The following is a 24629-nucleotide window of genomic DNA, read 5'->3' on the forward strand; positions in this document are numbered from 1 at the left end:
TTCATCCCCCAAATTTCCGTGAAGAGCCTCTTTTATTTATCTTACCCAGGGGTGGTTGGTTCTCCTCCCGTGGTGCCTTCTTCTGGCCCAGGGGGAAATCCGCCTCCTCATGACAAATCCTTCCTCTTCCTTATGAAGAGCGGAAAGATCGGCTGTTTCTTTCTTATTTGGCTTCGTCAGAAGGTTTAGCAGCTGGTTCAGCTTTTCCTTCAGCATTTGCGGCATCTTCAACGGGAGCATTTTCCTTTCCTGCTGCTTCAGCTTCGGCTCTTTTCTGGGCAGCTCTTTCTTCGATTTTTGCCTTATAGTCTTCTGCTGTCTGGCGAAATGTTTCCTTCGTCTGAGCGGCAGCCTGCTGGGCAGCTTCCTTGTATTCTGCTGTCTTTGTCTTCACGGTATCGGAAACTTCCTGTACCTTTGTCTTTGTGGTATCGGTGATTTCCTGTGCGCGTTCCTGGGCAGCCTGTGCCTGGTCATGCGCCTGGATCTTCAGCTTTCCAGCCTGGATCTTTGCTTCCTGCATCTGGACGCGTGCCTGGGCTTTCAGCTTTTCAGATCTCAGCTTCATCTGTTCGGACTGGACTTCTGTCCTGTACTTCATTTCATCGGTCTTCTTCTGGAGGACGTCCATCTGGTCTCTGGCCATGCCTCTCATATCATTGGCACGTTCAGCGGCATCCTTCCTGAATTCACGGCTCTTGATGCGGGCGATGGCCTGCAAATCCTTTGCCGTCTTCTGTGCTGTTTCCTGAGCGACTTCGGAAGCACCGAGGATGGTGTACTTGGCGTTTTCGATCTGTTCGTCCGTGACTCCTGCCTTCTTCAGCGCATTGACGAGCTTGTCTCCGAAAATGTTTGCCTTGTCCTGCAGCTGGTCAGCCAGCTGATTGATGGTATTGTGAGCTCTTTCCGGATAGATGTCGTTCCAGCTCTTCTTCAGTTCCTTGGTGAAATCTTTCTTTTCATCGCCGAGCGGTTCATCCTTCTTCGGATTGGCTTCGAGTTCCTTTTCGTCCTTTTCGCCGTTTGCCTTTTCTTCTTCAAAGACTTCCTTGTACGGACGTGTATCATCCGGCATGCCGTCCTTGATCCATCTCTGCGCTGCCTTGCCTACGCCGTAGGTGACGGAAACGCCGATCGGAATCTGCATGGCAGCAATCGGAATCAGTGTGGCAAGCGTGCTTCCCACAACGGTAGCACCCATCGATCCCAGAAAGGAGAGGACGGCGGTCTGGTTGAGTTCCACGCCATATACTTTGCCGATCTTGGAAATCATGTAGACTTCATTGGCAATAAGAGCGACTGTGCCGAGAAGCGGAGCGGCAACGATGACGCCGGCTCTGCCTGCGCCCCAGCGGATCAAACTGTCTGCTGTTTCATCGCGGTCGTCGATGATATTGATTTCGACATCGGCTTCCGGGGAATCGACATGAACTTCTTCAGCGGGTTCTTCTGCTTCAGGAGCAGCTTCTTCTGCTTTCGGTGCTTCTTCTGCTTTCGGTGCTTCTTCTGCGGCCGGTTCTTCCTTCGGAGCTTCTGCCGGAGCTTCTTTGACTTCGGCAGCGGTTTCCATCGGGACACCTGCGGCTTCCTTTTCCATTGGCACTCCTGCCTGCGGTTTTTCCATAGGAACTTCTGCTTCCTTCTTGACTACAGGAGCATTTTCCGGACGAACAACCGGTGTCTTTTCCAAATCCTTATCTTCGTTCATAATTTCCTCCTTGCCCGGCGCGGCCGGTCCTGAATGACAAGTGAATTTCACTTATTTTTTCAGAAACTTTATGAAACTTTATATTTTTATTATACAAATATTCTGACCGATTGACAAACAAAAGACGCGGAATCCTTCTTCATGACCGGCTCTCTCCCTTTCTGACCAATGGCTTTCCCCATCCCTATCCAAGGCCGAATCCACCGAAGAAAAAGTGTACATTAAAAGAGGGACCGCAAGAAAGAGGAAATATCTCCTTCCCTGATCCCTCTTATATTATTTTTCTATATCACTCTAAAGGTGCTTCGCTTTTTCCTATGCTGTTACCAGTCGGTCAGCCCGCCGTCTACGGGTAACACGGTCCCCGTCATGAAGGATGCTTTTTCCGAAAGGAGGAAGGCGATGACTTCCCCGACTTCTTCAGGCTTTGCAATGCGGGAAAGCGGATACCATTCTGCCATTTCCTCGCGGCTTCCGCCATAGGAGGCAAGCTGTTTTACAAGAAGGGGCGTATCGACATCGCCCGGGCAGACAACGTTGGCGCGGATATTTTCGACCGCAAGTTCCAGTGCAAGCGATCGTATGAAGGAAACAAGCGCTCCCTTTGTCGCGCCGTAAAGACTGCACTGGACATTTCCTTCAATCGCCGCATCCGATGCAACGCCTACGATAGCACCTTTCCCTTCCCGAAGGGCAGGAATGGATGCGCGTGCAAGTTTCATGGCGCCGAATACATTGACAGCAAAAAGTTTTTCTATATCCTCATCGGTCGTATTCTCCAGAAGTTTCTCTTCATAGACGCCGGCAGAAAGGACAAGGCCCGTAACCGTTCCAACCGTCCTTGCGGCTTTCACGGCTTTTTCGCAGTCATCCGTCTTCGTCACGTCGCAGGGAACGTAAAGGCTTCCCGGAACGGATTCTTCTGCCTTTTTGCCGCGTTCCGTATCTCTTCCAAGGAGGATGGTCCTTGCCCCTTCCCTGGAAAGGATTTTGGCCGCAGCAAGGCCGATTCCCGACGTGCCGCCGGATATGATGATGGTTCTTACCATGCTTCCTCCTAATTCATGAGAGATGATACATAAATGAACTTGATGCCTTCTGCTTCAAGCTGCGGGACCATCTGGCGGAATGCTTCTGCCGTGTGCGGGCGGCAGTGGCCGATGATGATGTAGGTGCCATGTTCCTTCGCCCTTTCAGCGGCTTTCCGGATCATGGCCTTGATGGCGGAAACATCCGAAGAATTGTCCACGAAGAGGTCATTTCTTGCATAGGGCACGCCGTACTCAGCGGCCGCGCCATCGGCTTCCGTATAGGAATTCGTCGCGCTGTCGAGGAAGAAGAGGCCCCTGTGATGGAGTTCATTCATGACATCATCCATGACGCGCTTGTCCGTCGTTGCCTTCGAGCCCTGATGGTTATTGATGCCGACAGCTTCCGGTACCTGCGAGAGGGAGTCTAAAAGCATTCTTCTTATTTCGGAATCGCTCATCGACGTCAGGATCGTCTTGGCTTCCATGCCTGAGCCCGAAACGGATTCCATCGGCTGGTGCAGGATGACGGGCATGCCATGCGCCGCCCAGGACGCCGCCGCTTCCCTTGTATGCACCTGATTGGGCATGACAGCCAGCGTGAACGGGACACCGATCGATTCATACACTTCCTGGGAAGCAAGGTCTCTTCCCGCATCATCAATGACGACCACCAGACGTCCCGTCACTGTGGAAGGAGACGGTTCCTTCCTTGCAGGCGCTGTCGCAGGTGCCTTGGCCTCCGCCTTGACTGTTTTGGACGATGTAGAGGATTTAGAGGAAGAATCAGATGAGGAACTGGTATCCTCCGAAGATGTTTCTTTGGAAACGCTTTCCTTCTTGGTAGACGACTCTGATTCCGAGGCTTTCTTTCCTGTAATTGCGCTCATGACGCTTCCCGTGATCGACGTCTCGGTCTCTGTATCGTCATTTCCCTTATCCTTCGTGATCTTCTTGACGGCTGCCTTGATTCTTTCCTTCAAGCTTTCCGGACTACCCGCATCTTCAGAAGGAACGACGCCCTGCTCTTCCTTATCATTGAAAAGATGATGAATGGCCGTCACATTCTGGATGGGCTGTCCGCCGGGCTCATTTGTCATGCGGTCTGTCATGTAAGCGGCGCCCGCGACCGCAATCATGAATATCAGCCAGAAGAGAAGCGGATGGCCGCTCTTTTTCAAGCGTCTTCTCCTGACGGGTCTTTTGGCCGGCCGCCTTGTCCTTCCCGTTCTGGTGCTGTTTTTTCTTTCTGCCATAATTTCTCCTTTATAGTTCATTGTTTTTATTATAGCAGATTGGAAACCACATCAAAATGAGGGATGCCTTTTCGTCATTTTTCTTCCTGCCTTTTCATTTTTAAGGCGAGCCCCTTTTCCCCGATGATGGTATAATGAAGGAAATGAATCTATTTGCGCAATCAACAGAAAGGAGTCAATCATGAAACTCGTAGTCATTAATAAACTCTCCGAAGAAAAACTGGCCGAACTGCAGAATGCAGTGCCAGGCTCTGTCGTTGAAGCGTACAAATCCCCGAAAGAGGCTCTGCCGCACGTTTCCGATGCAGATGCCATCGCTCTCTGGGGCTTCCAGGACATTGCACCGCTCCTTGCAGCAGCTCCCAGAGTCCGCTGGGTACACTCCCTTTCTGACGGTGTCGAACGTCTTCTCACCAAGGAAATGATGGAACGCCCGATCATCCTCACCAATTCTCACGGCGTCCATGACCGTTCTGTTTCCGAGCATACGATGGCGCTTCTCCTTTCCTGGATGCGCCGCATTCCTGAAGCTGTCAGGAACCAGGAAGCGGGTGAATGGATCCGTCCGCGCGGCGAATCCCTCTTTGGAAAAACCATCCTGATTGTCGGCTTTGGCAGCATCGGCCGCGCCATTGCACAGAGGGCCAAGGTCTTCGAAACGAAGATCCTTGCCGTCAAGAAGCACCTTTCCACCGAACTCTTTGCCGATCACGTCTACACGCAGGAAGAACTCATGGATGTACTTCCGAAAGCGGATATCGTCATTGCCGCTCTCCCATCCACACCGGACACGGAAAACTTCTTCGGCGCTGATCAGTTTGCTGCCATGAAGAAGACAGCTCTCTTCATCAATATCGCCCGTGCATCGATTGTCGATGAAAATGCGCTCATCGATGCCCTCGAAAAAGGTTCCATTGCAGGCGCATGCCTTGACGTATTCTCCAAGGAACCGCTCCCTGCCGATCATCCCTTCTGGAAAATGAAGAATGTCATCATGACCCCGCACACCGCATCCATGGTGCCGGATTTCTGGAACAAGCTGACAGCGCTTCTTCAGACGAACTTCGTCAACTTCAGTCGCGGCGAAAAACTGATGAATGAAATGGACAAGAAAAAAGGATATTAAGAGCAACTAAAAAAGCTGGCGTTCTGCCAGCTTTTTTTATTTCCTTTTACTTCTTAGCTCTGATGCATGACATCAGTGAAGTTCTTGATGATGACGATCGGTGTCTTCTGGTTGTCATTGCCAAACGGGTTGTCGATCAGGATCTGTGCGATCTGGTTCGGATCGAGGCCCTTGCTCTTGCCAAGGACGGCTGCTCTCTTGAGGTCATTGACGTCTGCAATGACAGCGCCGTATGCGCCTGTTTCCTGCTTGATTCTTTCGCAGACATTGTCCGTATCGGCCGGGCCGTATACGAGGCACTTGTCGAAAGGAGGCATGGTGCCTGTGACATCATCGATCAGGGATGCCTGACGGCAGCGGGCATAGAATACGCCGCGTTTCCCGAATACTTTGGCGACAGCGCCGAGAATGAAGGAGAAGAGCATGTTCCATTTCCCTTCTTCATCCATAGCGGCCTGCATGCCGTAAATGCTTGCCATGGAGCCGGCTGCCGGAACAAAGCGGTTCATAAGGCGGGCCTGCCAGCAGACATTCAGTTCTTCAGGGCGTACATAGCGGTTCTGCGTGATTGCTACGACAGATTCAGCGGTGCAGACGATATCATGGTCTGTGATGTCAGCGCCTGCGTATTCCTTAATGGCATCCACGATATCATCATGGTGTGTCAGGATGCGGGTATGAACAGGGATGAGTTCGAGTTCTGCCATCTTATTTCACCTCCGCTGATGTGTATTCATACAGTGCATTTCTCAGTTCTTCCTTCGTGAGAATGATGCGTGTCTTTGCATAGTAATAATCGCTTCTGGCAACGACCTGGTAAATAATGTCCATGGCTATTTCCGGGAACGTTTCAAGGTCGCGGAGAATGTTGTCTCCCTTGCCCTTGATTTCAAGCGTGATCAGGAACTTCTTGGATTTACCCGGATCGACGATGTAAGCCTGCCAGTAATCGTCATCTCTCGGTACATCGTTGTCTGTCAGATGGGCAGTGATTCTTGCTTCGTCATACTGTTCGAAAGGAAGGTACGTGCGGACGAAGGCATCCATGATGGTGCCGAGCTGGCGGCCGACGTTCTTGATCGGAATCGTGCAGGCAAGGATGACGCTTCTCGGTCCCATGTCCACTACTTTGAAAGGCGTCTTCTTCGTCTTTTCCACTTTCAGCACACAGTCGCCCTTGATGACTGCCGCTGCCCAGTATGCAATGAAGCCCAGGCAGATGAGCAGTACGATGACTGCCAGAATCTTTACAACTAATAACAACATTTCTCTGATCACACTCCTAATAGATTTGCTTTTTCCACTGTCTCCATACCGAAGATCTTATTGACCAGTCCGGCTGCGCGGTCTTCTCCCGCCGTAAAATAAAAATGCTTTTCCCCTTTTTTATCCGCGAGAGCTCCCTTTTCACGGAGTATCTTCATGCCGTCTTCGACGGTCGGAAGCGCCGGATCGAGGAAACGGACGCCGGGGAGCACTTCCTTGAACACGTCTTCCACAAGCGGGAAGTGCGTGCAAGCCAAAAGCGCCGTGTCCGCCCCTTGTGTATCATACTCCTTCAGTATGGATTGCAAAAGAGCCCGGATGGAATTTTTATCCTCATTCCTCTCAATGGCAGCCGCCAGTCCCTCGCAAGGGATCTCGACGGTTTCCACTTCCGGATGCGCCTTTGCCAGATACTTTTTGTGCGAATGGGCCGAAATCGTAGCCGGCGTTGCAAAGACAGCGATTTTTTTCGCGTCTTCGGGCAGCGCGACGTTCATGCTCATCTTGATGACAGGAACATCCCCTTCAAGGAAGGATGGCGGCACGTTGAAGGAAATGGTATTGCACGCCACCAGAATCATCTTCACGTCCTTCTTCAGAAGGAAATCCTTGATTGCTTCCGAAAAACGCACGATTTCCTCTACGGGACGTTCCCCGTAGGGATTTCTTGCCGTATCCCCCAGAAAGACGATGCCTTCCTTCGGATACTTCTCTGCCAGCACGCGCGCAACGGTAAGACCGCCCACGCCTGAATCCATCACTCCGACTGCCCTGTTGTCCATGATTATCTGTCTCCTTCCGAGAGTGAAACCAGTTTCTCCAGCCTTTCTGCAGGAAGTCTGACGATCCTTCCTGTATTCATATTGGTGTATGTATTGGTGCTCTTCCCGGTCGTCAGGACCTCGCCTGTCTTTTCACGCACGACTTCATACTCGAAGTCAAGGCGCGCCCGGTCTACCCGGCGAAGGTACGTCTTGATGAGAAGCACATCATCATACTCGGCCGATTTGATGTACTTGGCGCTGATTTCAAGAATCGGGAATACGATTCCCTCTTTCATGAGATCATTCAGGTCAATCCCGCCTGCGCGCAGGTACTCGACTCTCGCTTCTTCAAAATAACGAAGATAGTTGGCATGATGAACGACTCTCATGCCGTCTGTTTCATAGAATTTGACTCTTCTTTTATAAGTAAACATCATTGCCCTCCATATCCAAATATTATACCATACTCAGCCCCATGACGCAGGGAAAGGTCAATTCCTGTGCCTTTTTCCGGGAAAAGAATTATTCGCCCTTTTCATTATCCGTTGCCCAAAGGTTCCAACTAGATTATACTTAAACAGGAACGGAGGTCCATGTATGGCATTCACACTCATTTGTCACGCCTGCGGGCAGAAGCTGACATTATTTGATATTGATGTAAAGAAAAGAAAAGGATCCGTGCGCTGCACCCGCTGCGGCGCGCGCGTCTCCTATGACCTGGACAAGAGAAAAATCCAGCAGTCCGGTTTCTGGAGCGAGGAAGAATCCACATTCGACCCAAGAGTACGGGAAAGGGTCGTCCGCCAGCTTGAAAGGAATGCGGGCAGTAAAGAAGCGCCGCTTCCACCAAAGAAAGCGCCGGAGCCTTCCCATGCCCATGATTTCGGGGACAATCCTTTCAGCGCAAAACCTGGCTTTGCCCATTTCGATATGAGGACGGGCATGGCAGTCACATCGGAAGACGCCGCTTCCCCTTCCCCGGCCCCCACGCCAAAGTCGCGCATGGTTTCTGCGCAGAAGAAGGAAGAAAAGGAAGGCTATGCCGCTTTCAAGAGCGGCCTAGCATCGGGAAGACGCCGCACGATCAAAGCACCTGAAAGGCCTGTCACCGTGATCAAGAAAGAACCTGTGCAGACGGAGAAGAAATTCACTCCCCCGCCCAGGATCGTCACAAGGACAGCGCACAGGAACATGAGCCTCGTCCGCCAGGCGCAGCATGCAAGAAAACCTGCAGAGCCGATGCACCTCAATCCGGTCCGCTCCCTCTGGCAAAAAATCCGTGATTTCTTTTCATTTACCAAAAATTCCTGACAGGAGGCACTATGATTAAATACATGATTTTAAGTCTCGCCGTTTTTTCAGCCGCTCTTCTGCTGACCGGCTGCAGTGCTGAAGCTGACGGCGCATACAAGAAAATTTCCGCATCCGAAGCCAAAGAGATGATGGATAAGGGAAATGTCACCATCGTCGACGTGAGGGAACCCTCTGAGTACGCTGGAGGCCATGTGCCGGGCGCCATGCTCCTTCCGCTTGGGACCGTTTCCTCTTCTGCTGAAAAAGCCCTTCCGGACAAGGACGCTGTCCTTCTCGTGTACTGCCGCTCAGGCGTCAGAAGCCTCAAGGCATCCAGGGAGCTCGTTTCCATGGGCTACAAGCACGTCAATGACTTTGGCGGCATTCTTGACTGGCCTTATGAAATCGAGAAATAATATTCCGTTAAACAAAAAACTCCATCCGAGGATGGAGTTTTTTAGTGCCTGCATCAATTATTTCTTGTCAGCCAGGTAAGCTTTGAGTGCATCAGCGAGTCTCTTTACGCCGTCTTCGATGACATCGTCGTCATTGTAGGAGAAGTTCAGGCGGAAGTAGTTTCTCTTGCCGGATGCCGGGAAGAAGGAGTCACCTGGTACGTAAGCGACTTTTCTTTCGATGGCATACTTGAAGAGGTCGCGTGCGTCGCAGCCTTCCGGAAGTTCTACCCAGAGGAAGAGGCCGCCATGCGGATAGGTGGACTTCACATCGGACGGGAAGTACTTCTTGATAGCGTCGCACATAACGTCGCGGCAGTGTGCGTACAGCTTGCAGTTTTCTTTGATATGGCCTTCGAAATCATAGTTTTCCATGTACATAGCAACTTCACGCTGGGTGACGCATGGTGTGGAAAGGTCGGTGGAGCCTTTGACGAGGTCCATCTTTGCAAGGATTTCATCGTTGCATACGAGCCATGCCAGTCTCATGCCAGGAGCCAGTGTCTTGGAGAAGGTGCCGGAATAGATGACGAGGTGCTTCGGATCCATGGAAACGAGCGGAGCGATTTCTTCGCCTTCAAAGCGCAGGTCGCCGTACGGGTTATCTTCGAATACCGGGATTTCATACTTGGTAACGACTTCCATAAATTTCTGGCGGCGTTCCAGGGACCAGCAGATACCGGTCGGGTTCTGGTAGTTCGGGATGACGTAGATGAATTTGACTTTGTCGGTTGTTGCGAGAATCTTGTCCAGTTCTTCCGGGATCATGCCCTGATCATCGGTCGGAACTTCGACGAATTTCGGCTGTTCGAGAGCGAATGCACCGATAGCGCCCAGGTAGGACGGGCTTTCAATGAGAACGACATCGTCCTTGTCGATGAATACGCGTCCGGTGATGTCAAGACCCTGCTGGGAGCCAGTGGTGATCATGATGTTCTTCGGATCGACTTTATCCATGCCCATCGGACAATACATACGGTTCATGCGGTCGGCAATAGCCTGGCGAAGTCCCATGAAACCGAGGGACGGGCCGTACTGCATAGCGCCGGCGCCGTCTTCTTCTCTGACTTTGACTGCAACTTCAGTCAATTCTTTCAGAGGAAATGTTCTCGGAGCTGGGAGACCGCCGGCAAAGGAAATAATGTCCGGCTGAGCGGTAAGAGCCAGCAATGGACCAAGGTCGGAGCCTTTCATCTTAGACAGTACTTCAGAAAAGTGAATAGCCATAATAATCTCTCCTTTACTCTACAGAATTGACTAGGAAAATCCCATTTTTCCATATTATAATTGCGGCCGCTACCAACAAAGATTCTCATTGGAATCGTAGGCAAATATAATGCTAGTATTATTATTTTAAATCTACCATAAAGGGATGTCAATCATGAAGAGGCCGCAGTTATCGTTTAAATGTACCAAAATACTGCCATTTACTCCCATCTTCATGTATATACTTATAGAGAATGTCTATATTTCAGCCAGCAAAAAAGGGCTGTGACAAATACGCAATCATTTTGCCACAATCCCTTTTGTGCCGGTATATTCGATTAGAGGATACCAGCATATTTATGATTTGTCTCATCTAGAAACTATAAAGCCCTAAAGAAAAAAGCTGCCCGGCGGCAGCTCTTGGAGAAGTATTAATGTTTTCCCATGCTTACGAGTTCAAGTAATGCGAAGCAAATTTCTTCTGGTCTGACTTCTTCTACAACTTCGTTTTCGATCTGCTGATCTCTCATGGTCTGTGCCTCCGGTATAACTCGTTCGGCTTCCCCGAACCTGTAACTATGGTCTTATCATACTTCTTGAATAGAATACTATCCAATATTTCTTTTCAGCAGTTTCAAAAATCCCTTCATCTTTTAATCATAGATTCCAATATATAAAAAATCGCCATAATCATTTATTTTTATTATAAGTTGTAACTTGTCTATGAATTATACAATGATTTATAACTTATAGTATACAATTTAAATACATAGAAGCTTGTTAATTCTTTAATTCATAGCATGCAATCTATTAATAAACCGCCTTTTCACAGTCTGATATGCAGGAAATGGCAGCATGACATCCATGATATCTCTTCCGCGCATGAAAAAACCTCCCTGATCCGCTCGGGGAGGTCTTTATCGCTGGAAGCATCAAAAAAGGATCTTCTTTGCTGTTTCTATATCGCTTTCTATCTGTGCTTTCAGTGCGTCTACGGAATCAAACTTCACTTCGCCGCGGATATATTTCACCCATTCCAGGGTAAAGCTTTTCCCATAGATTTCTTCATCAAAATCAATGATGAAGGTTTCGATTGTTTTTTCGCTGTTGCCAAAGGTCGGATTCGTCCCGATGTTTGTGACGGACGGATAGCATTTCCCTTCGATCCTTGTCTTCGTCGCATAGACGCCGTCGGCAGGAAGGACGCGTGCATCGGGCATGCGAAGGTTCGCTGTCGGAAAGCCCAGGAGATCATTTCCTCTGTGGAAGCCGTGAACGACGTCGCCTGACATCGTATAGTTCCTTCCAAGAAGTTTTGCTGCCTCTTCGACTTTTCCCGCCTCGATCAGCGTGCGTACCGTCGTGCTCGACAGTACTTTTCCGCCTTCGGAAACAAGGGGCGCTGTCACAACGGCAACATCGCTTCCTTCAAAATAGGATTTCATAGAAGAAACATTGCCGGAAGCGCCTTTCCCGAAGGAAAAGTTATCTCCCGTCACAATGCCTTTGATGCCTGGAATATCTGCGAGGTTTTTCAGGAATGATTCTGCTGTTTCAGAGAGGAATTCCTTCGTCGGGCGGATAAATACGGCCAGATCCATGCCTGCCTTCCGGAAGGACTCTGCCTTTTCCTCTTCTGACTGGAGAAGAGGGACGCGGATGCCGGGCGCAAGAACGCTCATGGGATGCGGATAGAAGGTAATGACGCCGATTCCGGCACTTTTTTCTTCCGCAAGCTTTGCTGCTTCTTTAAAGACCGCCTGATGGCCCAGGTGGCAGCCGTCAAAAAATCCAAGGACGAAAACGCGGGGTTCTCCGTCCGTAATTTCTTCCAATGCATGTAAAATCTTCATAATTCCTCACGAAAAAACTTTCTTTGGATGAATGATGCCTGCCTTGACGTATGCGGTGCCGAGGAACGTGTCCCCATGGAAGGCAGCCGCCATATCAAGGTCTTTTTTTTTCGTCTTGAGCCGTTTCCCCTGAAGGAAATCCCTGGCTTCCTTTTCGGAAAGCTCGATATTGGGAAGGCCGGAAAGGATCGGTTTCAGACTCGTCATGAGGGATCCTTCCGGATCCTTCTCGATTTCCTCCATCGTCTTTGCGTTTTCAATAGAAAAGGGACCGACGACGGTACGGACAAGGGAGGACATCGTAAGAAGACATCCTGCCTTTTCACCGATATCTCTTCCAAGCGCCCGGATGTACGTGCCGGACGAGCAGGTCACATGCAGCTTGATGACGGGCGGCGCGATTTCCCGGATGGTCAGGTCATAAATCGTGACGGGGCGCGCTTTGAGCTCGACTTCCTTTCCTTCGCGGGCAAGCTTGTAGGCCCTTTCCCCATTCACCTTGATTGCTGAATAAATGGAAGGCACCTGCATGATGTCGCCGCGGAAAGCACTGACAGCACCTTCCCAGATGGACGTGTCAGACGGGACTTCTCCTCTTTCGAGGATTTCTCCCGTCATGTCCTCGGTATCCGTCCTGATGCCCATGATGAATTCTGCTTCATATCTCTTCGTATGGATGGGCGCATACTCGATGAGGCGCGTCGCACGTCCCAGGAACACGGGAAGAACGCCGGATGCCATGGGATCGAGCGTCCCTCCGTGCCCTATTTTCTTTTGGTGGTAGATCCTCTGGAGCTTTGCAATGACATCGAAGGAGGTCCAGTCCTTCGGCTTGATGACATTAAGGACGCCGTCCATCAGAGATACTTCTCCGCAGCTTTGACGAAAACGGGCTCTGCGTCTGCAAATGTTTCATGGATGGTGCAGCCGGATGCTTTCCAGTGTCCGCCGCCGCCGAATTCCTCAGCCAGCTTTCCTACATTGGCATATTCCTTGGCGCGCAGGGAAATACGAGTTTCCTTTTCTCCCCTGTACTTGAAGAGGGCAGCGATTTCGCATCCCTTGATGCAGCGCGGAATCGTTGCGTAGTAATCGGAATTTTCACCGTCAAGATCCATGGCTTCCTTGTCCATGTATGCGATGACGATCTTGCCGTTCGCATAGGAATGGACGGTGCCTGCCACGATCTTGTAGCACTTCATGGCTTCCTCTGTTTTTTCTTCCAGACGGTTGGAAATGTAGGAGGGATCAGCGCCCATTTCTACCAGCTTGCTTGCCATGAGGAGCGTATGCGGGGATGTGCAACTGAACTTAAAGAATCCGCTGTCGGTGCCGATGGCCATGTAAAGGGCATTGCATGTGTCCTTGTCCATCTGGATGCCTTCGTCGAAGAACATTTCAGCAAGCATTTCTGCCGTTGCTGCATAGTGGTAGCGCAGGTAAAGGTAATCGGTGTATCTTTCATTGCTTCTGTGATGGTCGATGCAGAGGCTGTCCACGTCCGGGAAATCAAAATTTCCGCCTCTTTCCAGGTTGGAAAGGTCCGTGAAAACGATGGCATCATAATCCTTTCCTTCCGGAATGGATGTCATGACCTGTGCAGATGTTTCAACGAGGGTGTACACTCTCGGCACGGGATCAGGAAGAACCATGTCGGCTTCCTTGCCCATGGAGAGAAGGACATTGTGCAGCGCGCAGATGGAGCCTACGTCGTCTCCGTCCGGATGCTCATGTCCTACGAGAAGGAAACGGTTATGGGATTTCAGGAAATCCATAGCCTGCTGCTTGTCGATTTCGACAGCATGATCTTTGCCAAGACTCATTTTTCAGTCCTCCTTTTCAGTATCTTCCTTCGGAGCTTTATCCTTTTCTTCGTCATGCACCTTTTTCAGGAGACCTTCAATGTGCATGCCGTAATCAAGGGACTTGTCTTCTTCGAAGGTAATTTCCGGTGTGTAGTAAATCTTGAGGCGCTGGCCGAGTTCCTTGCGGATGAAGCCTTTTGCCTTGTTGAGCGCTTCGAGCGATTTTGCCTTTTCCCAGGATTTCCCGAAAAGGCTGACGTAAATCGTTGCTTCGCGCAAATCTCCGGTCACATGGACGCCTGTCACGGTGACAAAGCCGATGTGCGGATCTTTCAGGTCATAGAGGAGCATCTGGCTGACTTCCTGCTTGATGAATTCCTGTATTTTTCTAACGCGTAATTCTGACATATGGATTCCTCTCTTGCCGCATGCGGCAGGATCTTCCGCTCTTTGCGGATACTAAGAAATAAAGAGGCCCGTCATCGAAATAGGGATGCGGGCCTCTTACTTTTTAATTAAGAACGCCTGCCCTGATTATTCCAAGGTGGCAGCTTCTTCTTTCAGCTCGAAGGATTCAAGCTGGTCGCCTTCCTTGACGTCGCGGTAGCTTTCCAGCGAAATACCGCATTCGAAGCCTTGTGCGACTTCCTTCACATCATCCTTGAAGCGGCGCAGGGATGCGATCTTGCCTTCGTGGATGACGATGCCGTCGCGGATCAGGCGGAGACGGCAGCTGCTTGTGATCTTGCCGTCCTGTACATAGCAGCCGGCAACGATGAGTTTCGGTGTATGGATGACCTGACGGACTTCTGCGTGGCCGAGAACGACTTCGCGGATGGTCGGAGCGAGCATGCCGGCCATAGCTGCCTTGATATCATCAATGCAGTCATAGATGACACGGTAGAGACGCATATCGACGCCGTCTTTTTCAGCCAGTGCTCTTGCATTGGCATCCGGACGGACGTTGAAGCCGATGATCAGCGCATTGGAGGCAGATGCCAGCATGACATCGGATTCGTTGATGGCGCCGACAGCGGAGTGGACGATGGAAACGCGGACTTCATCACTCTTGATTCCCATGAGGGACTGAACGAGCGCTTCAACGGAGCCCTGTACGTCTGCCTTGACGATGAGGTCAAGTTCCTTCATTTCGCCTTCCTTGATCTTTTCGAAGATGTTGTCGAGCGTTACCTTCTGTACGCTTCTCTGTTCTTCTTCCTTCGCACGGGATGCGCGGATTTCAGCGATGTTTCTTGCCTTTCTTTCATCCATGACATAGAAATGGTCGCCTGCTTCCGGAACGCTGTCCATACCGAGGATTTCAACCGGTGAAGCCGGTTCGGCGCTCTTCATCTTGCGGCCGTTTTCATTGTTCATGGCGCGGACGCGGCCCCAGCTTTTGCCGGCCAGGATGCCGTCTCCGACATGGAGTGTGCCGTTCTGTACGAGCACGCTCATGACAGGACCTCTGCCCTTATCCAGCTGTGCTTCGACGACGACGCCGTAAGATTCGCGCTTCGGATTGGCTTTGAGTTCCTTCATTTCTGCTACGAGCAGGATGTTTTCCAGGAGGTCATCAAGGCCGATCTTCTTCTTGGCAGAAATCGGGGTCATGATGACATCGCCGCCCCAGTCTTCCGCGAGGAGCCCTTCCTTGGAAAGTTCTTCCTTGATGCGGTCAGGGTTTGCGCCCGGCTTATCAATCTTATTGATGGCAACCATGATCGGAACGCCTGCGTTCTTTGCATGGTGGATAGCTTCGATGGTCTGCGGCATGACACCGTCATCGGCAGCAACGATCAGGACGGCAATATCCGTCAGCTGAGCGCCTCTGGAACGCATAGCGGTGAATGCTTCATGGCCCGGGGTATCCAGGAATGTGATCTTGTGACCCTTGTAGCGGATCTGGTAAGCACCGATTCTCTGGGTGATGCCGCCGGCTTCGTGGAGAGCGACATTTGTCTGGCGCAGGGCGTCAAGCAGTGTCGTCTTGCCGTGGTCGACATGGCCCATGATCGTAACGATCGGAGGACGCGGTACGAGGAAACGAGGATCATCCGGTTCCGGAATGTATTCCGTCGGATCTTCTTCCTTTTCAGGTTTCAGAAGGGTTACACCGAATTCTTCAGCAAGGATTTCGACGGTATCCGGATCGAGGTTCTGATTGATGGTAGCCATGACGCCAAGAGCCATCAAGTGTTTGATGATCTCGCTGACTTCGCAGCCGAAAAGTTCAGCCAGTTCCTTGACGGTAACAGCAGCCGGGACAGTTACTTCTGTCGGATAGGTATCCTGTTTCTTTTCCTGGTTGTGTTTCTTCTTCTTACCCTGGTTCAGGGAGCGGGCCATCAAAGAGCCGCCTTCCTTTTCTCTTCTTGCCTTTTCCCAGTCCTTCTTTGTTTTCTTCTTGGCCGGTTTTTCACGTCTGACTGCCGGAGTTTCCGGAGCGATTTCTTCTACCGGAGCAGCAACGGCTGCCGGATGCTGGCTGTGGGAATGATCATTTCTGGAATGATCGTTTCCGCCGAACGGTCTGCCGTTCCTGTCGCCAGCGGGTCTGCCATTTCTATCGCCAGCCGGACGGCCGTTTCTGTCGCCATACGGGCGGTTTCCGTTCCTGTCGCCGGACGGACGGTTTCCATTCCTGTCGCCATACGGACGGTTGCCATTCCTGTCGCCGGATGGACGGTTTCCATTTCTGTCACCGGACGGGCGGCCGTTTCTGTCGCCGTAGGAACGGTTTCCATTTCTGTCGCCGGACGGGCGGCTGTTTCTGTCACCGTAGGAACGGTTATTTCTGTCGCCGGAGGGGCGGTCGTTTCTATCTCCGGAGGAACGGTCATTTCTGCGGTCGTTCCTGTCATTATTCGGACGGTCGTTTCTGTTATCTCTTACGGGGCGCGTGGTATTTTCCTCTCTTCCGCGGGTTTCTTTTCTTTCCTGATGAGCGGCTTCCGCTTTCGGAGCCTCTTCTTTCACTTCTGCCGGCTTCGGCGCTGCAGGAGCTTTCTGTGCTTCTGGTTCCACGCTCGAGTAAGCGGCTTTGCGGCCTGCTTCTCCGGACTTCCTGTCAGTCGGTCTGCCCTGCTGATCGAACCTTACGGTACGCATCTGCGGACGTTTTGCTGGTTTCTTGGATGCTTCAAATTCTTTTGCCAAAACGGTTTTCGCCCCTTCATCTACTCCGGACAGGCGGCTAGTCACCTCAATATGGTTCTTCTTCAAAGCGTCCATGACCTCTTTATCCGACTTTTTAAACTCTTTTACTAATTCATATACTCTGTACTTCTTTTTCTGCATAAGCAGCCTCCCGTCCGTTCTTATTTCCGGTTGTCGATCTTTTCAGCGATCGCCTTGCCGAATCCTTTATCTACTATAAGGGCTGCTGTCCGTACCCCCTTGCCAAGGGCCTGCCCTAATTTATCTTTTTCGCCGAATACACGGTAAGGGATTTTCCATTTCTCCGCTGCATTCGTGTATTCCTCTTTTGTTCTCGGGGAGCTGTCTTCCGCGATGATCAGCAGTTTGCCCGTGCCTTTCCGAAGGCCTTCAGAGACCTGTTCGCTGCCGGAAAGCAGGCGCCCCGCTTTCATGCAGAGGCCCAGCATCCTGTATAATGGATCATCCATTTTCAATCTGTTCCTTAAGGGAGTCATAGACTTCCTTGGACACAGGGCGCTTCAGGGATTTTTCCAGCCCGTGGGATTCATATGCCTTTTCGAAACATTCGATGTTGTCGCAGACATAGACGCCGCGGCCGGATTTCTTCCCGGTCCTGTCCAGTTCAATGATTCCTGTCGAAAGCGCTACGACGCGGAGGAGTTCCTTCTTTGGCTTCAGCTCTTTGCAGCCGACGCACATGCGCATCGTGATCTTCTTCTGCTTCATTCTTTAGTTTCTTCCTCCTGTCCGCTTTCTTCGATGTCTCCCAGGATATCTCCATCGTCCTCTTCAGCGGCCTGGCCGAAGCCTTCTTCTCTGGCCTGGGTTTCGCTCTTGATATCGATCTTCCAGTTCGTCAGCTTGGCAGCCAGTCTTGCATTCTGGCCTGCCTTGCCGATAGCCAGTGACAGCTGGTAGTCAGGAACGACGACGTAGGAAGAATTTTCTTCATCCCATACGGAAACGGAAATGACTTTGGACGGGGAGAGCGCATTGGCAATGAAAATGGCCGGATCTTCGTCCCAGCGGACGATATCGATCTTTTCGCCATGCAGTTCATTGACGATGTTCTGGACTCTCTGGCCCTTCGGTCCTACGCAGGCACCGACCGGATCGACGGTTGGGTCCATGGCATAAACAGCGATCTTGGAACGGGAGCCTGCTTCACGGACCACGTTCTTGATTTCAACGGTGCCGCTGTAGATTTCAGGAACCTCAAGTTCGAAAAGTCTCTTCAGAAGTCCCGGATGGGTTCTGGAAAGGATGATTTCCGGTCCCTTGGTGGTTTTCTTGACTTCAAGAACGTAGCACTTGATCTTGTCATTGGCTTTGAATTCTTCGCCTTCGATCTGTTCTGCATATGGAAGGATGCCTTCGCAGCGGCCCAGATCCACGAAAATCGCCCTGGATTCGCTCCACTTGACGGTGCCGGTGATGACATCGCCTGCGCGGCCGGAGAATTCTTCATAGAGGGATCCTCTTTCTGCTTCGCGCAGCTTCTGGATCATGACCTGCTTAGCTGTCTGGGCAGCGATGCGTCCAAAATTCTTCGGGGTCACATCAATGCTCAAAAGATCGCCTGCTTCGTAGCTTCTGTCGATCTTCTTGGCATCTTCTACTGTGATCTCATTAATTGCATTTTCAGATTCCGGATCGATGGATTCAACAACGGTCTTTTCTTCAAAAATCTGATAATCGCCGGTTTCTCGGTTCAGCTTGATGGATGTCTTTGCGTTGCTTCCCGTTTCCTTCTTGTAAGCGGTGAGCAGCACCATTTCAAGCGCGTCGAATACGACATCGGCGTCGACTTTCTTTACTTTGACCAAACTCTGTATTGCTTCTAATAAATTGCCATTCACGATGAATTATTCCTCCGAGATTAAAATGAAAAATGCAGTCTGACCTGCGAGATCTTGTCCCTGCCAAGGACAATGCTTTCGCCGCCTTCCAGCGTGAGCTTCAGGCTTCCGTCTTCGGAAAGCCCGTCCAAAAGAGCTGTGAAAGCTTTTACGCCTTTATGACCTTCAAGGGGAGCAAACAATTTGACATCGACTTCTTCGCCGGTATAGCGGATGAAATCCTTGTCCTTCTTCAGTACGCGGTCAAGACCCGGCGAGGAAACTTCCAGCATGTAATTGTCCGGAATCAGAACCTTCTCGTCGAGTATGGCTCCTGCCTTTTCACTGATGACCTGGCAGTCATTCAGATCGACGCCGCCTTCCTTATCAATGAAAATACGAAGAATCCAGTTTCTTTCCCTGACGTATTCCACGTCGACAACTTCAATGCCGTCCGCTTCAAGAATTGGTTCCAGTAATTTTTCTACAGCATCCTCGACTTCCTTGTGCGCCATATACCCTCCTATGAATGTTAAATATAAGAAAAAGTGAGCCGAGGCTCACTCCACAGGAAATTCTATAAACGATAAAATAAAACAAATAAACCGAACATGATTTATTGATTTATTATATCACATCTTGTAAAGGGGAGCAAACTTTCCCCGGTTTCTTCGTGCTTAATCATCAATGACCGGATTTTCATACAGGGCATGAAGATCCTTCTTGAGATTTTTATTGATCGCTTCTTCCAGTTCGGGAATCGTCTTGGCGTCATACTGATGGATGATACCCGGGATTCCGCCGGCGCGAAGCTCGCCGTAGTACTCGTCTCTGTACATATTATAGAAGAAAAGGATGCCCGTATCTTTCTCGCGGCACTCATACGCCCCTATGATGTAGGACCCGTTGAGGCCGAGGACCGGCATGGACGGCTTGATCATCCTCTGGTAATGGCCGATCGTTTCAGGAAGGAAAGGCTCGCTGTCCCAGACCATGAAGCCCTTGCCCCTGACAAAAACAGATACATTCTCGCGGTGGATCAGCTCGTGATCGATGGCTTTTGGCGTCAGGAGGACGAGATTTCTCTTGAACTCATCAAAGTCGCCCGTGATGAGCTCGATTTCCGTCAGCGTCACAAGGCGCAGGTACATCTTTACCATGTAATCCATCGTTTCCTCATCAAAGAGTGCTCGGACTTCCCAGCCGTTTTCCTCATTCGTCCAGCCGAAGGCATAGTAGATGCGCCCGTCCTGCTTGTCGATCCGGTGAAGCTTGTATCCGCTGATATCGGCAGGCAGCTCCTTTTCTATGTCCCAGTCCATGAAAAGCTTCCTGCGCGCTTCTCTTTCCGCTTTTAACTTTTCATCATCAACTGCCATTTTTCTCTTTCTCCTTTTCCTTCCTCTCCGCTTCGAGCCTGTCCCTTGCGCTGGCGACCGTCTTCACGAATTCGCGCGTCTCAGGGAAGGGGATCTCATCGACTTTGGAGAAGCCTTCGCCCCAGTTGTACTTCTCCACCCACTCGTCGACATTGCCGCGTCCTGCATTGTAGGCGGCAAGAGCCAGGACTTCATTATTGTGGTACTTCTTCAAAAGGAAATTCAGGTACCATGCGCCAAGCGGGATGTTCTCATCCGGCCGGTTGAGGTCGTCTGCAGGAAGGCCGCTTTCTTCGGAAATCCACTCCGCCGTTTCCGGCATGAGCTGCATCATTCCGACCGCTCCCACATGGGAAACAGCCTTGGCATCGAACTTGCTCTCCGTCAGGATGACAGCCTGCAGGAGAGAAGGTGATACATGCTGCTCTTCCGCGCTTTTCTCGATTAAGATCGACACTTCTACGCTCGGTCGGAGGAATGGGGAATTATGAATCAGCCAAAGCACAAGCATGCTCAAAAGCGCAAGCAAAAAGACAAACACCAAAGCCCCGGTGTTTCCCTGGTGGCGTCTGACTTCCCTTTTCCTGCGTTTCAGAGCAATTCTCATACTTCCATTCCCTCCGGAAATACAAATCCCGGAACATGCTTCAGCGCTTCCCTGACCTGCCTTTCCGTTTCTTCGACGGAATGGCTGTTGTCAATGACGACATCGGCATAGTTCAGCTTGTTTAATGTCGGCATCTGCTTGCCTATTCTTTCCAGTACCTGTTCCCTCGTGAAATGATCACGGTGTATGACGCGGTTGATCTGGACTTCAAGCGGCACCTCGACGATCCATACGGCCTCGACACGAAGCTGCCAGCTGATTTCAAGAAGGAGCGGCATATCGAGGACGACAACGGAATGGCCTTCATCCTGCGCGCGGTAAAGCTCCTCCTGCGTGCGGTACCAGATATAAGGATGAATGATGTCGTTCAGCTGCTGCCTTTTCTCTTCATTTGTAAAAATGATCTCGGCCGTTTTCAGGCGGTCAAGAGTGCCGTCCTCATTGAAGATTTCCTTCCCGAAGACCTGCTCCATCCTCGCCATGGCCTGGCTTCCCGGCGTGACCGCTTCGCGGGCCAGCTTGTCCCCGTCGATCACCGGGATCCCCAGTGTATGCATGTAATTGGAAACGGTGCTTTTTCCGCTTCCAACCCCTCCCGTAAGTCCTATCCTGTACAATCTTTTCTCCTGCCTTCTATCGGGCTACTTCGTCTCCGCCCAGTTTTTCCCTTCATTCACATCAGCCACAAGCGGCACTCTGAGGCTTACGACAGATTCCATCGTTTCCTTCAGAAGCTTTGCGACTGCTTCCTTTTCATCGGCCGTGACTTCTGCCACCAGTTCATCGTGGACCTGTAGCAGCACGCGGCTCTTGAAATTTCCTGCCTTCATCTTGTCATAGACGGCAATCATCGCCATCTTCATGATGTCGGCGGCCGTCCCCTGGATCGGCGTGTTCATCGCCGTTCTTTCCGCAAAGGAGCGGCGCTGGAAGTTCTTGCTGTTGATATCGGCGAGCTCCCTGTAACGCCCGTAGAGCGTCACGGCGCGGCCGGTCTTTCTTGCATCCTCGATCATCCTGTTCATGAACGCATGGATGCTCGGGTATCTTTCAAAATATGCCTTGATATAGTCGGCAGCAGCCGTCCTTGTGATGCCGAGCTGGCGCGCAAGGCCGAAATCGCTGATGCCATAGATGATGCCGAAGTTGACGGCTTTCGCATGCGAACGCTGCTCAGGCGTGACGTCCTCGAACGGGATGCCCATGACTTCAGCGGCTGTTCTTCTGTGGATGTCTTCCTTATTGAGGAAAGCACGGATGAGCCCTTCATCTTCCGACATATGCGCGAGCACGCGGAGCTCGACCTGCGAGTAATCGGAGGAAATGAAGGAATCGTAACCCTCTCCCGGAACGAAGAGCGATCTGATCTTCTTTCCTTCTTCCGTCCTGACCGGAATATTCTGCAGGTTCGGATCGGAGCTTGAAAGGCGTCCTGTTGCCGTGACCGTCTGGTTGAACGTCGTATGGATTCGTCCTGTTTCCTTACGGATCAAAAGCGGCAGTGCTTCGAGGTATGTGGAAATCAGCTTGGAAAGCGATCTGTATTCAAGGATATTCTTCACGAACGGGTACTGCTCAGCCAGTTCTTCCAGCACGTCAGCGGCCGTCGAGTATCCTGTCTTCGTCTTCTTTCCTGCAGGAAGGCCCATCTTTTCAAAAAGGATATGGCCGAGCTGCTTGGGCGAATTGATATTGAATTCTTCCCCTGCTTCTTCGTAAATCTTGGAAATCAGCGCTTCTTCCCTGGACTTCATGTCAGCATGGACTTCTTCCCAGCGCTTCGTGTCCGTAGCAATGCCTGCCTTTTCCATAGCGGCAAGGACCTTCACGAGTGGCTGCTCGACTTCGTCATAGAGCTTTTCAACGCCGTTCTTTTTGAGCATGTCCCTAGCGTCCTCATAAATGGAAAGGAGGAAGAGGGAAACGGCTGCGCCCTTGGAAGCGAAGTCCTTCATTTCGTCAGCATAGATTTCCGGCTTCTTGAAAAGGCCTGCCAGGTAAGAGAGCGGGTACGTCGTTCTTGTCGGATCGAGGAGGTAGGCGGCAATCGTCGTGTCAAAGAAAGGAATCCCTTCCCATGGGAAATCCGTTTCCATGATGGGCTTGCTGTTTTCCGTGATGACGACTTTGGCTTTCCTTAAAGCTTCTGCCGCTTTTCCAAACTGCTCTGCCTTTACAAGGTAGGCATGGCCATTTTCTGCAATGACTACGCCTTTTGCTTTAAAGAAAGGAGCCGTTCCTTCAAGATCGAAGGAAATGGCGGTTTCCTTTCCTTCAAAGGACAGGCCATCCTTCCAGTCTTCTGCCTTCTCCCCTGCCTTTGCGACTTCTTCCTTCTTCGCTTCGGCCAGAGCCGTGAAGCGCGGAAGTTCGCCGAACTGGGAGAGGAGATTGATGCCGAGGCGGCTGAAGAGTTCCTTCATTTCGCTGATATGAACGGGCTGCGCCATTTCTTCAAGCGTCGTTTCCATCGGAACATCTCTCTTGATCGCAGCGAGCTTGTAGGAAAGGTATGCCATGTCTTTTCCGGCAGCGAGCTTCTTTCCCTGTGCGCCCTTGATTTCATCGACATGCGCATAGAGATTGTCGAGCGTCTTGTACTGCGTCAGAAGCTTCAGCGCTGTCTTTTCGCCGATGCCCGGAACGCCCGGGATGTTGTCGGCGGTATCGCCCATGAGCGCTTTCATGTCGATGACCTGGGACGGCGTGATGCCGTACTTTTCCTCGACAGCTTTCGGCGTCATTTCAGACATGGAGGAAATTCCCTTCTGCGTAAGGTAGACGGTCGTCCTGTCGCTTGCCAGCTGCAGCGCATCGCGGTCCCCTGTCACGATAGCGACAGGCAGTTCCTTTTCATAGCGTGCAGAAAGCGTGCCCAGGACATCGTCGCCTTCATAGCCGGAAAGGCTGTAGACAGCAACGCCCATGACATGCATGACCTCAAGGATGAGATCGAACTGCGGAACGAGCTCGGCCGGAGCCGGCTTTCTTGTCGCTTTGTACCCGTCATACATTTCCATGCGGAACGTCTGGCGGTCTTTATCGAAGGTGACAGCGACATAAGCCGGATCAAGCTCGCGGTAAAGAGAGAGCAGCATGCGAAGAAAACCATAGACGGCATTCGTCGGCACGCCGTCAGGCGACGTCATCGTCGGAGGAAGCGCATAAAACGCGCGGTACAGAAGGCTGCTGCCATCGATGATGGCTAATTTATTTTCCATGGATACCTCCCATTTAAGGACACAATATGTATTACATTATACCATATTTGAGGGTGCCTGTTCACGGAAGGCCTCCGGCCCCTCCTGTACAAAAAGGCAGGGAAGAATCTTTTCCCTTAAGGCATACCAGAAATGGAAAAAGCAGGATCATTTCCTTATATAATGTAAGGCGCTGGATACACTGCCAGGCGGATTCGATCCATCCGGTCCTGGTCTTTGTCTCAGGCAGCCTGTTTCAACCACAAAAAAATCTCATCATTTCTGATGAGATTTTTTTTGAGCTGGTGCGGTCGGAGAGATTTGAACTCTCACGGATTACTCCACTACCGCCTGAAGATAGCGCGTCTGCCAGTTCCGCCACGACCGCATATGTAGTTACAACAACGAGAAACAAGAAATGGAATGGTGCGGCTGGTGAGACTTGAACTCACACGGACGTAAGTCCACTACCCCCTCAAAGTAGCGCGTCTGCCATTCCGCCACAGCCGCATAGATATGGTGCCTCAGAACGGAATCGAACCGTTGACACAAGGATTTTCAGTCCTTTGCTCTACCAACTGAGCTACCGAGGCAAAAATAAGTGGCGACCCGGATCAGATTTGAACTGACGATCTCCGCCGTGACAGGGCGGCATGTTAGACCACTACACCACCGGGCCG

General features: G+C 51.2%; 24 protein-coding genes and 4 tRNA genes. 3 read left to right on the forward strand and 25 right to left on the reverse strand.

Annotation, left to right across the window (positions count from 1 at the left end; all coding sequences use genetic code 11):
- Positions 1–163 precede the first annotated feature (163 nt).
- The 3 genes from M3200_RS00080 to M3200_RS00090 all read right to left on the reverse strand — a co-directional run bounded on the left by M3200_RS00080 (position 164) and on the right by M3200_RS00090 (position 3995).
- Positions 164–1711: a hypothetical protein gene (locus tag M3200_RS00080; RefSeq protein ID WP_022381502.1), complete on the reverse strand. Its 1548-nt coding sequence runs from the start codon at positions 1709–1711 to the stop codon at positions 164–166.
- Positions 1712–2034: 323 nt separating this feature from the next.
- A complete protein-coding gene (locus tag M3200_RS00085; protein WP_022381503.1) occupies positions 2035–2760 on the reverse strand; it encodes an SDR family NAD(P)-dependent oxidoreductase in 726 nt (241 codons plus the stop codon).
- 8 nt (positions 2761–2768) lie between these two features.
- Positions 2769–3995, reverse strand: a complete 1227-nt coding sequence (locus tag M3200_RS00090; protein WP_022381504.1) for a divergent polysaccharide deacetylase family protein — start codon at positions 3993–3995, stop codon at positions 2769–2771.
- 181 nt (positions 3996–4176) lie between these two features.
- Between M3200_RS00090 and M3200_RS00095 the strand changes: the two genes are divergently transcribed.
- Positions 4177–5121, forward strand: a complete 945-nt coding sequence (locus M3200_RS00095; protein WP_022381505.1) for a D-2-hydroxyacid dehydrogenase — start codon at positions 4177–4179, stop codon at positions 5119–5121.
- Between the two features lie 53 nt (positions 5122–5174).
- Here the strand turns inward: M3200_RS00095 and M3200_RS00100 are convergent, their stop codons facing one another.
- From M3200_RS00100 to M3200_RS00115, 4 genes are read right to left on the reverse strand one after another with little or no spacing between them, the layout of a single operon-like run.
- Complete coding sequence (locus M3200_RS00100; RefSeq protein ID WP_022381506.1) at positions 5175–5828, reverse strand: coenzyme F420-0:L-glutamate ligase; 654 nt, start codon at positions 5826–5828, stop codon at positions 5175–5177.
- A gap of 1 nt (position 5829) precedes the next feature.
- Positions 5830–6387 (reverse strand): hypothetical protein, encoded by a 558-nt coding sequence (locus M3200_RS00105; RefSeq protein ID WP_022381507.1) that lies wholly within the window; start codon positions 6385–6387, stop codon positions 5830–5832.
- An 8-nt stretch (positions 6388–6395) separates the two neighbouring features.
- Positions 6396–7169, reverse strand: a complete 774-nt coding sequence (locus tag M3200_RS00110) for a glutamate racemase (protein ID WP_022381508.1) — start codon at positions 7167–7169, stop codon at positions 6396–6398.
- 2 nt (positions 7170–7171) lie between these two features.
- Complete coding sequence (locus tag M3200_RS00115; RefSeq protein ID WP_022381509.1) at positions 7172–7585, reverse strand: acyl-CoA thioesterase; 414 nt, start codon at positions 7583–7585, stop codon at positions 7172–7174.
- A gap of 163 nt (positions 7586–7748) precedes the next feature.
- Between M3200_RS00115 and M3200_RS00120 the strand changes: the two genes are divergently transcribed.
- Together M3200_RS00120 and M3200_RS00125 are read left to right on the forward strand one after the other, a co-directional pair.
- Positions 7749–8462 (forward strand): Rpo12/RPC10 RNA polymerase subunit family protein, encoded by a 714-nt coding sequence (locus tag M3200_RS00120; protein WP_022381510.1) that lies wholly within the window; start codon positions 7749–7751, stop codon positions 8460–8462.
- A gap of 11 nt (positions 8463–8473) precedes the next feature.
- A complete protein-coding gene (locus M3200_RS00125) occupies positions 8474–8860 on the forward strand; it encodes a rhodanese-like domain-containing protein (protein ID WP_022381511.1) in 387 nt (128 codons plus the stop codon).
- A gap of 57 nt (positions 8861–8917) precedes the next feature.
- Here the strand turns inward: M3200_RS00125 and M3200_RS00130 are convergent, their stop codons facing one another.
- The 18 genes from M3200_RS00130 to M3200_RS00215 all read right to left on the reverse strand — a co-directional run bounded on the left by M3200_RS00130 (position 8918) and on the right by M3200_RS00215 (position 24628).
- A complete protein-coding gene (locus M3200_RS00130; RefSeq protein WP_022381512.1) occupies positions 8918–10126 on the reverse strand; it encodes an aminotransferase-like domain-containing protein in 1209 nt (402 codons plus the stop codon).
- Positions 10127–11037: 911 nt separating this feature from the next.
- Entirely contained in the window at positions 11038–11958 is a 921-nt protein-coding gene (locus M3200_RS00135) for a bifunctional riboflavin kinase/FAD synthetase (RefSeq protein WP_022381514.1), read from the reverse strand.
- A gap of 6 nt (positions 11959–11964) precedes the next feature.
- Positions 11965–12816, reverse strand: a complete 852-nt coding sequence (truB, locus tag M3200_RS00140) for a tRNA pseudouridine(55) synthase TruB (protein WP_022381515.1) — start codon at positions 12814–12816, stop codon at positions 11965–11967.
- Complete coding sequence (locus M3200_RS00145) at positions 12816–13781, reverse strand: DHH family phosphoesterase (RefSeq protein WP_022381516.1); 966 nt, start codon at positions 13779–13781, stop codon at positions 12816–12818. Before M3200_RS00145 ends, truB begins: the two co-directional genes overlap by 1 nt.
- Before the next feature lie 3 nt (positions 13782–13784).
- A complete protein-coding gene (rbfA, locus tag M3200_RS00150; RefSeq protein ID WP_022381517.1) occupies positions 13785–14171 on the reverse strand; it encodes a 30S ribosome-binding factor RbfA in 387 nt (128 codons plus the stop codon).
- Positions 14172–14297: 126 nt separating this feature from the next.
- Positions 14298–17063, reverse strand: a complete 2766-nt coding sequence (gene infB / locus M3200_RS00155) for a translation initiation factor IF-2 (protein ID WP_022381518.1) — start codon at positions 17061–17063, stop codon at positions 14298–14300.
- 20 nt (positions 17064–17083) lie between these two features.
- Entirely contained in the window at positions 17084–17392 is a 309-nt protein-coding gene (locus tag M3200_RS00160; RefSeq protein WP_022381519.1) for a L7Ae/L30e/S12e/Gadd45 family ribosomal protein, read from the reverse strand.
- Entirely contained in the window at positions 17385–17651 is a 267-nt protein-coding gene (rnpM, locus tag M3200_RS00165; protein ID WP_022381520.1) for an RNase P modulator RnpM, read from the reverse strand. The genes M3200_RS00160 and rnpM overlap by 8 nt, the downstream gene beginning before the upstream one ends.
- Positions 17648–18784: a transcription termination factor NusA gene (nusA, locus tag M3200_RS00170; protein ID WP_022381521.1), complete on the reverse strand. Its 1137-nt coding sequence runs from the start codon at positions 18782–18784 to the stop codon at positions 17648–17650. The genes rnpM and nusA overlap by 4 nt, the downstream gene beginning before the upstream one ends.
- A gap of 20 nt (positions 18785–18804) precedes the next feature.
- Positions 18805–19278: a ribosome maturation factor RimP gene (gene rimP, locus M3200_RS00175; RefSeq protein WP_022381522.1), complete on the reverse strand. Its 474-nt coding sequence runs from the start codon at positions 19276–19278 to the stop codon at positions 18805–18807.
- A gap of 162 nt (positions 19279–19440) precedes the next feature.
- Entirely contained in the window at positions 19441–20142 is a 702-nt protein-coding gene (locus M3200_RS00180; RefSeq protein ID WP_022381523.1) for a hypothetical protein, read from the reverse strand.
- On the reverse strand, positions 20132–20599 hold the full coding sequence (locus tag M3200_RS00185) for a lytic transglycosylase domain-containing protein (RefSeq protein WP_288178051.1): 468 nt from the start codon (positions 20597–20599) through the stop codon (positions 20132–20134). Before M3200_RS00185 ends, M3200_RS00180 begins: the two co-directional genes overlap by 11 nt.
- Before the next feature lie 146 nt (positions 20600–20745).
- Positions 20746–21366: a dephospho-CoA kinase gene (gene coaE / locus M3200_RS00190; RefSeq protein ID WP_022381525.1), complete on the reverse strand. Its 621-nt coding sequence runs from the start codon at positions 21364–21366 to the stop codon at positions 20746–20748.
- 24 nt (positions 21367–21390) lie between these two features.
- Positions 21391–23970 (reverse strand): DNA polymerase I, encoded by a 2580-nt coding sequence (gene polA / locus M3200_RS00195; protein WP_022381526.1) that lies wholly within the window; start codon positions 23968–23970, stop codon positions 21391–21393.
- A 282-nt stretch (positions 23971–24252) separates the two neighbouring features.
- A tRNA-Leu gene (locus tag M3200_RS00200) sits at positions 24253–24337 on the reverse strand.
- Positions 24338–24373: 36 nt separating this feature from the next.
- Positions 24374–24459: transfer RNA gene (locus M3200_RS00205), tRNA-Leu, on the reverse strand.
- A gap of 7 nt (positions 24460–24466) precedes the next feature.
- Positions 24467–24542, reverse strand: a tRNA-Phe gene (locus M3200_RS00210).
- 9 nt (positions 24543–24551) lie between these two features.
- Positions 24552–24628 (reverse strand) — tRNA-Asp (locus tag M3200_RS00215).
- Between the last annotated feature and the right edge of the window lies 1 nt (position 24629).

Source organism: Dialister sp. CAG:357 (genome assembly GCF_000435155.1).
Classification (GTDB): Bacteria; Bacillota; Negativicutes; order Veillonellales; family Dialisteraceae; genus Dialister; species Dialister hominis.

What these genes read in the sequence shown, in the direction of transcription:
- M3200_RS00080 (WP_022381502.1), bottom strand. Translation starts at nt 1,711, where the DNA reads ATGAACGAAGATAAGGATTTGGAAAAGACACCGGTTGTTCGTCCGGAA.
- M3200_RS00100 (WP_022381506.1), bottom strand. Translation starts at nt 5,828, where the DNA reads ATGGCAGAACTCGAACTCATCCCTGTTCATACCCGCATCCTGACACAC.
- M3200_RS00145 (WP_022381516.1), bottom strand. Translation starts at nt 13,781, where the DNA reads ATGAGTCTTGGCAAAGATCATGCTGTCGAAATCGACAAGCAGCAGGCT.
- M3200_RS00095 (WP_022381505.1), top strand. Translation starts at nt 4,177, where the DNA reads ATGAAACTCGTAGTCATTAATAAACTCTCCGAAGAAAAACTGGCCGAA.
- M3200_RS00120 (WP_022381510.1), top strand. Translation starts at nt 7,749, where the DNA reads ATGGCATTCACACTCATTTGTCACGCCTGCGGGCAGAAGCTGACATTA.
- M3200_RS00130 (WP_022381512.1), bottom strand. Translation starts at nt 10,126, where the DNA reads ATGGCTATTCACTTTTCTGAAGTACTGTCTAAGATGAAAGGCTCCGAC.
- rbfA (WP_022381517.1), bottom strand. Translation starts at nt 14,171, where the DNA reads ATGTCAGAATTACGCGTTAGAAAAATACAGGAATTCATCAAGCAGGAA.
- rimP (WP_022381522.1), bottom strand. Translation starts at nt 19,278, where the DNA reads ATGGCGCACAAGGAAGTCGAGGATGCTGTAGAAAAATTACTGGAACCA.
- M3200_RS00160 (WP_022381519.1), bottom strand. Translation starts at nt 17,392, where the DNA reads ATGGATGATCCATTATACAGGATGCTGGGCCTCTGCATGAAAGCGGGG.
- M3200_RS00125 (WP_022381511.1), top strand. Translation starts at nt 8,474, where the DNA reads ATGATTAAATACATGATTTTAAGTCTCGCCGTTTTTTCAGCCGCTCTT.
- M3200_RS00115 (WP_022381509.1), bottom strand. Translation starts at nt 7,585, where the DNA reads ATGTTTACTTATAAAAGAAGAGTCAAATTCTATGAAACAGACGGCATG.
- M3200_RS00090 (WP_022381504.1), bottom strand. Translation starts at nt 3,995, where the DNA reads ATGGCAGAAAGAAAAAACAGCACCAGAACGGGAAGGACAAGGCGGCCG.
- truB (WP_022381515.1), bottom strand. Translation starts at nt 12,816, where the DNA reads ATGGACGGCGTCCTTAATGTCATCAAGCCGAAGGACTGGACCTCCTTC.
- polA (WP_022381526.1), bottom strand. Translation starts at nt 23,970, where the DNA reads ATGGAAAATAAATTAGCCATCATCGATGGCAGCAGCCTTCTGTACCGC.
- M3200_RS00180 (WP_022381523.1), bottom strand. Translation starts at nt 20,142, where the DNA reads ATGGCAGTTGATGATGAAAAGTTAAAAGCGGAAAGAGAAGCGCGCAGG.
- rnpM (WP_022381520.1), bottom strand. Translation starts at nt 17,651, where the DNA reads ATGAAGCAGAAGAAGATCACGATGCGCATGTGCGTCGGCTGCAAAGAG.
- infB (WP_022381518.1), bottom strand. Translation starts at nt 17,063, where the DNA reads ATGCAGAAAAAGAAGTACAGAGTATATGAATTAGTAAAAGAGTTTAAA.
- M3200_RS00135 (WP_022381514.1), bottom strand. Translation starts at nt 11,958, where the DNA reads ATGAAGATTTTACATGCATTGGAAGAAATTACGGACGGAGAACCCCGC.
- M3200_RS00085 (WP_022381503.1), bottom strand. Translation starts at nt 2,760, where the DNA reads ATGGTAAGAACCATCATCATATCCGGCGGCACGTCGGGAATCGGCCTT.
- M3200_RS00110 (WP_022381508.1), bottom strand. Translation starts at nt 7,169, where the DNA reads ATGGACAACAGGGCAGTCGGAGTGATGGATTCAGGCGTGGGCGGTCTT.
- M3200_RS00105 (WP_022381507.1), bottom strand. Translation starts at nt 6,387, where the DNA reads ATGTTGTTATTAGTTGTAAAGATTCTGGCAGTCATCGTACTGCTCATC.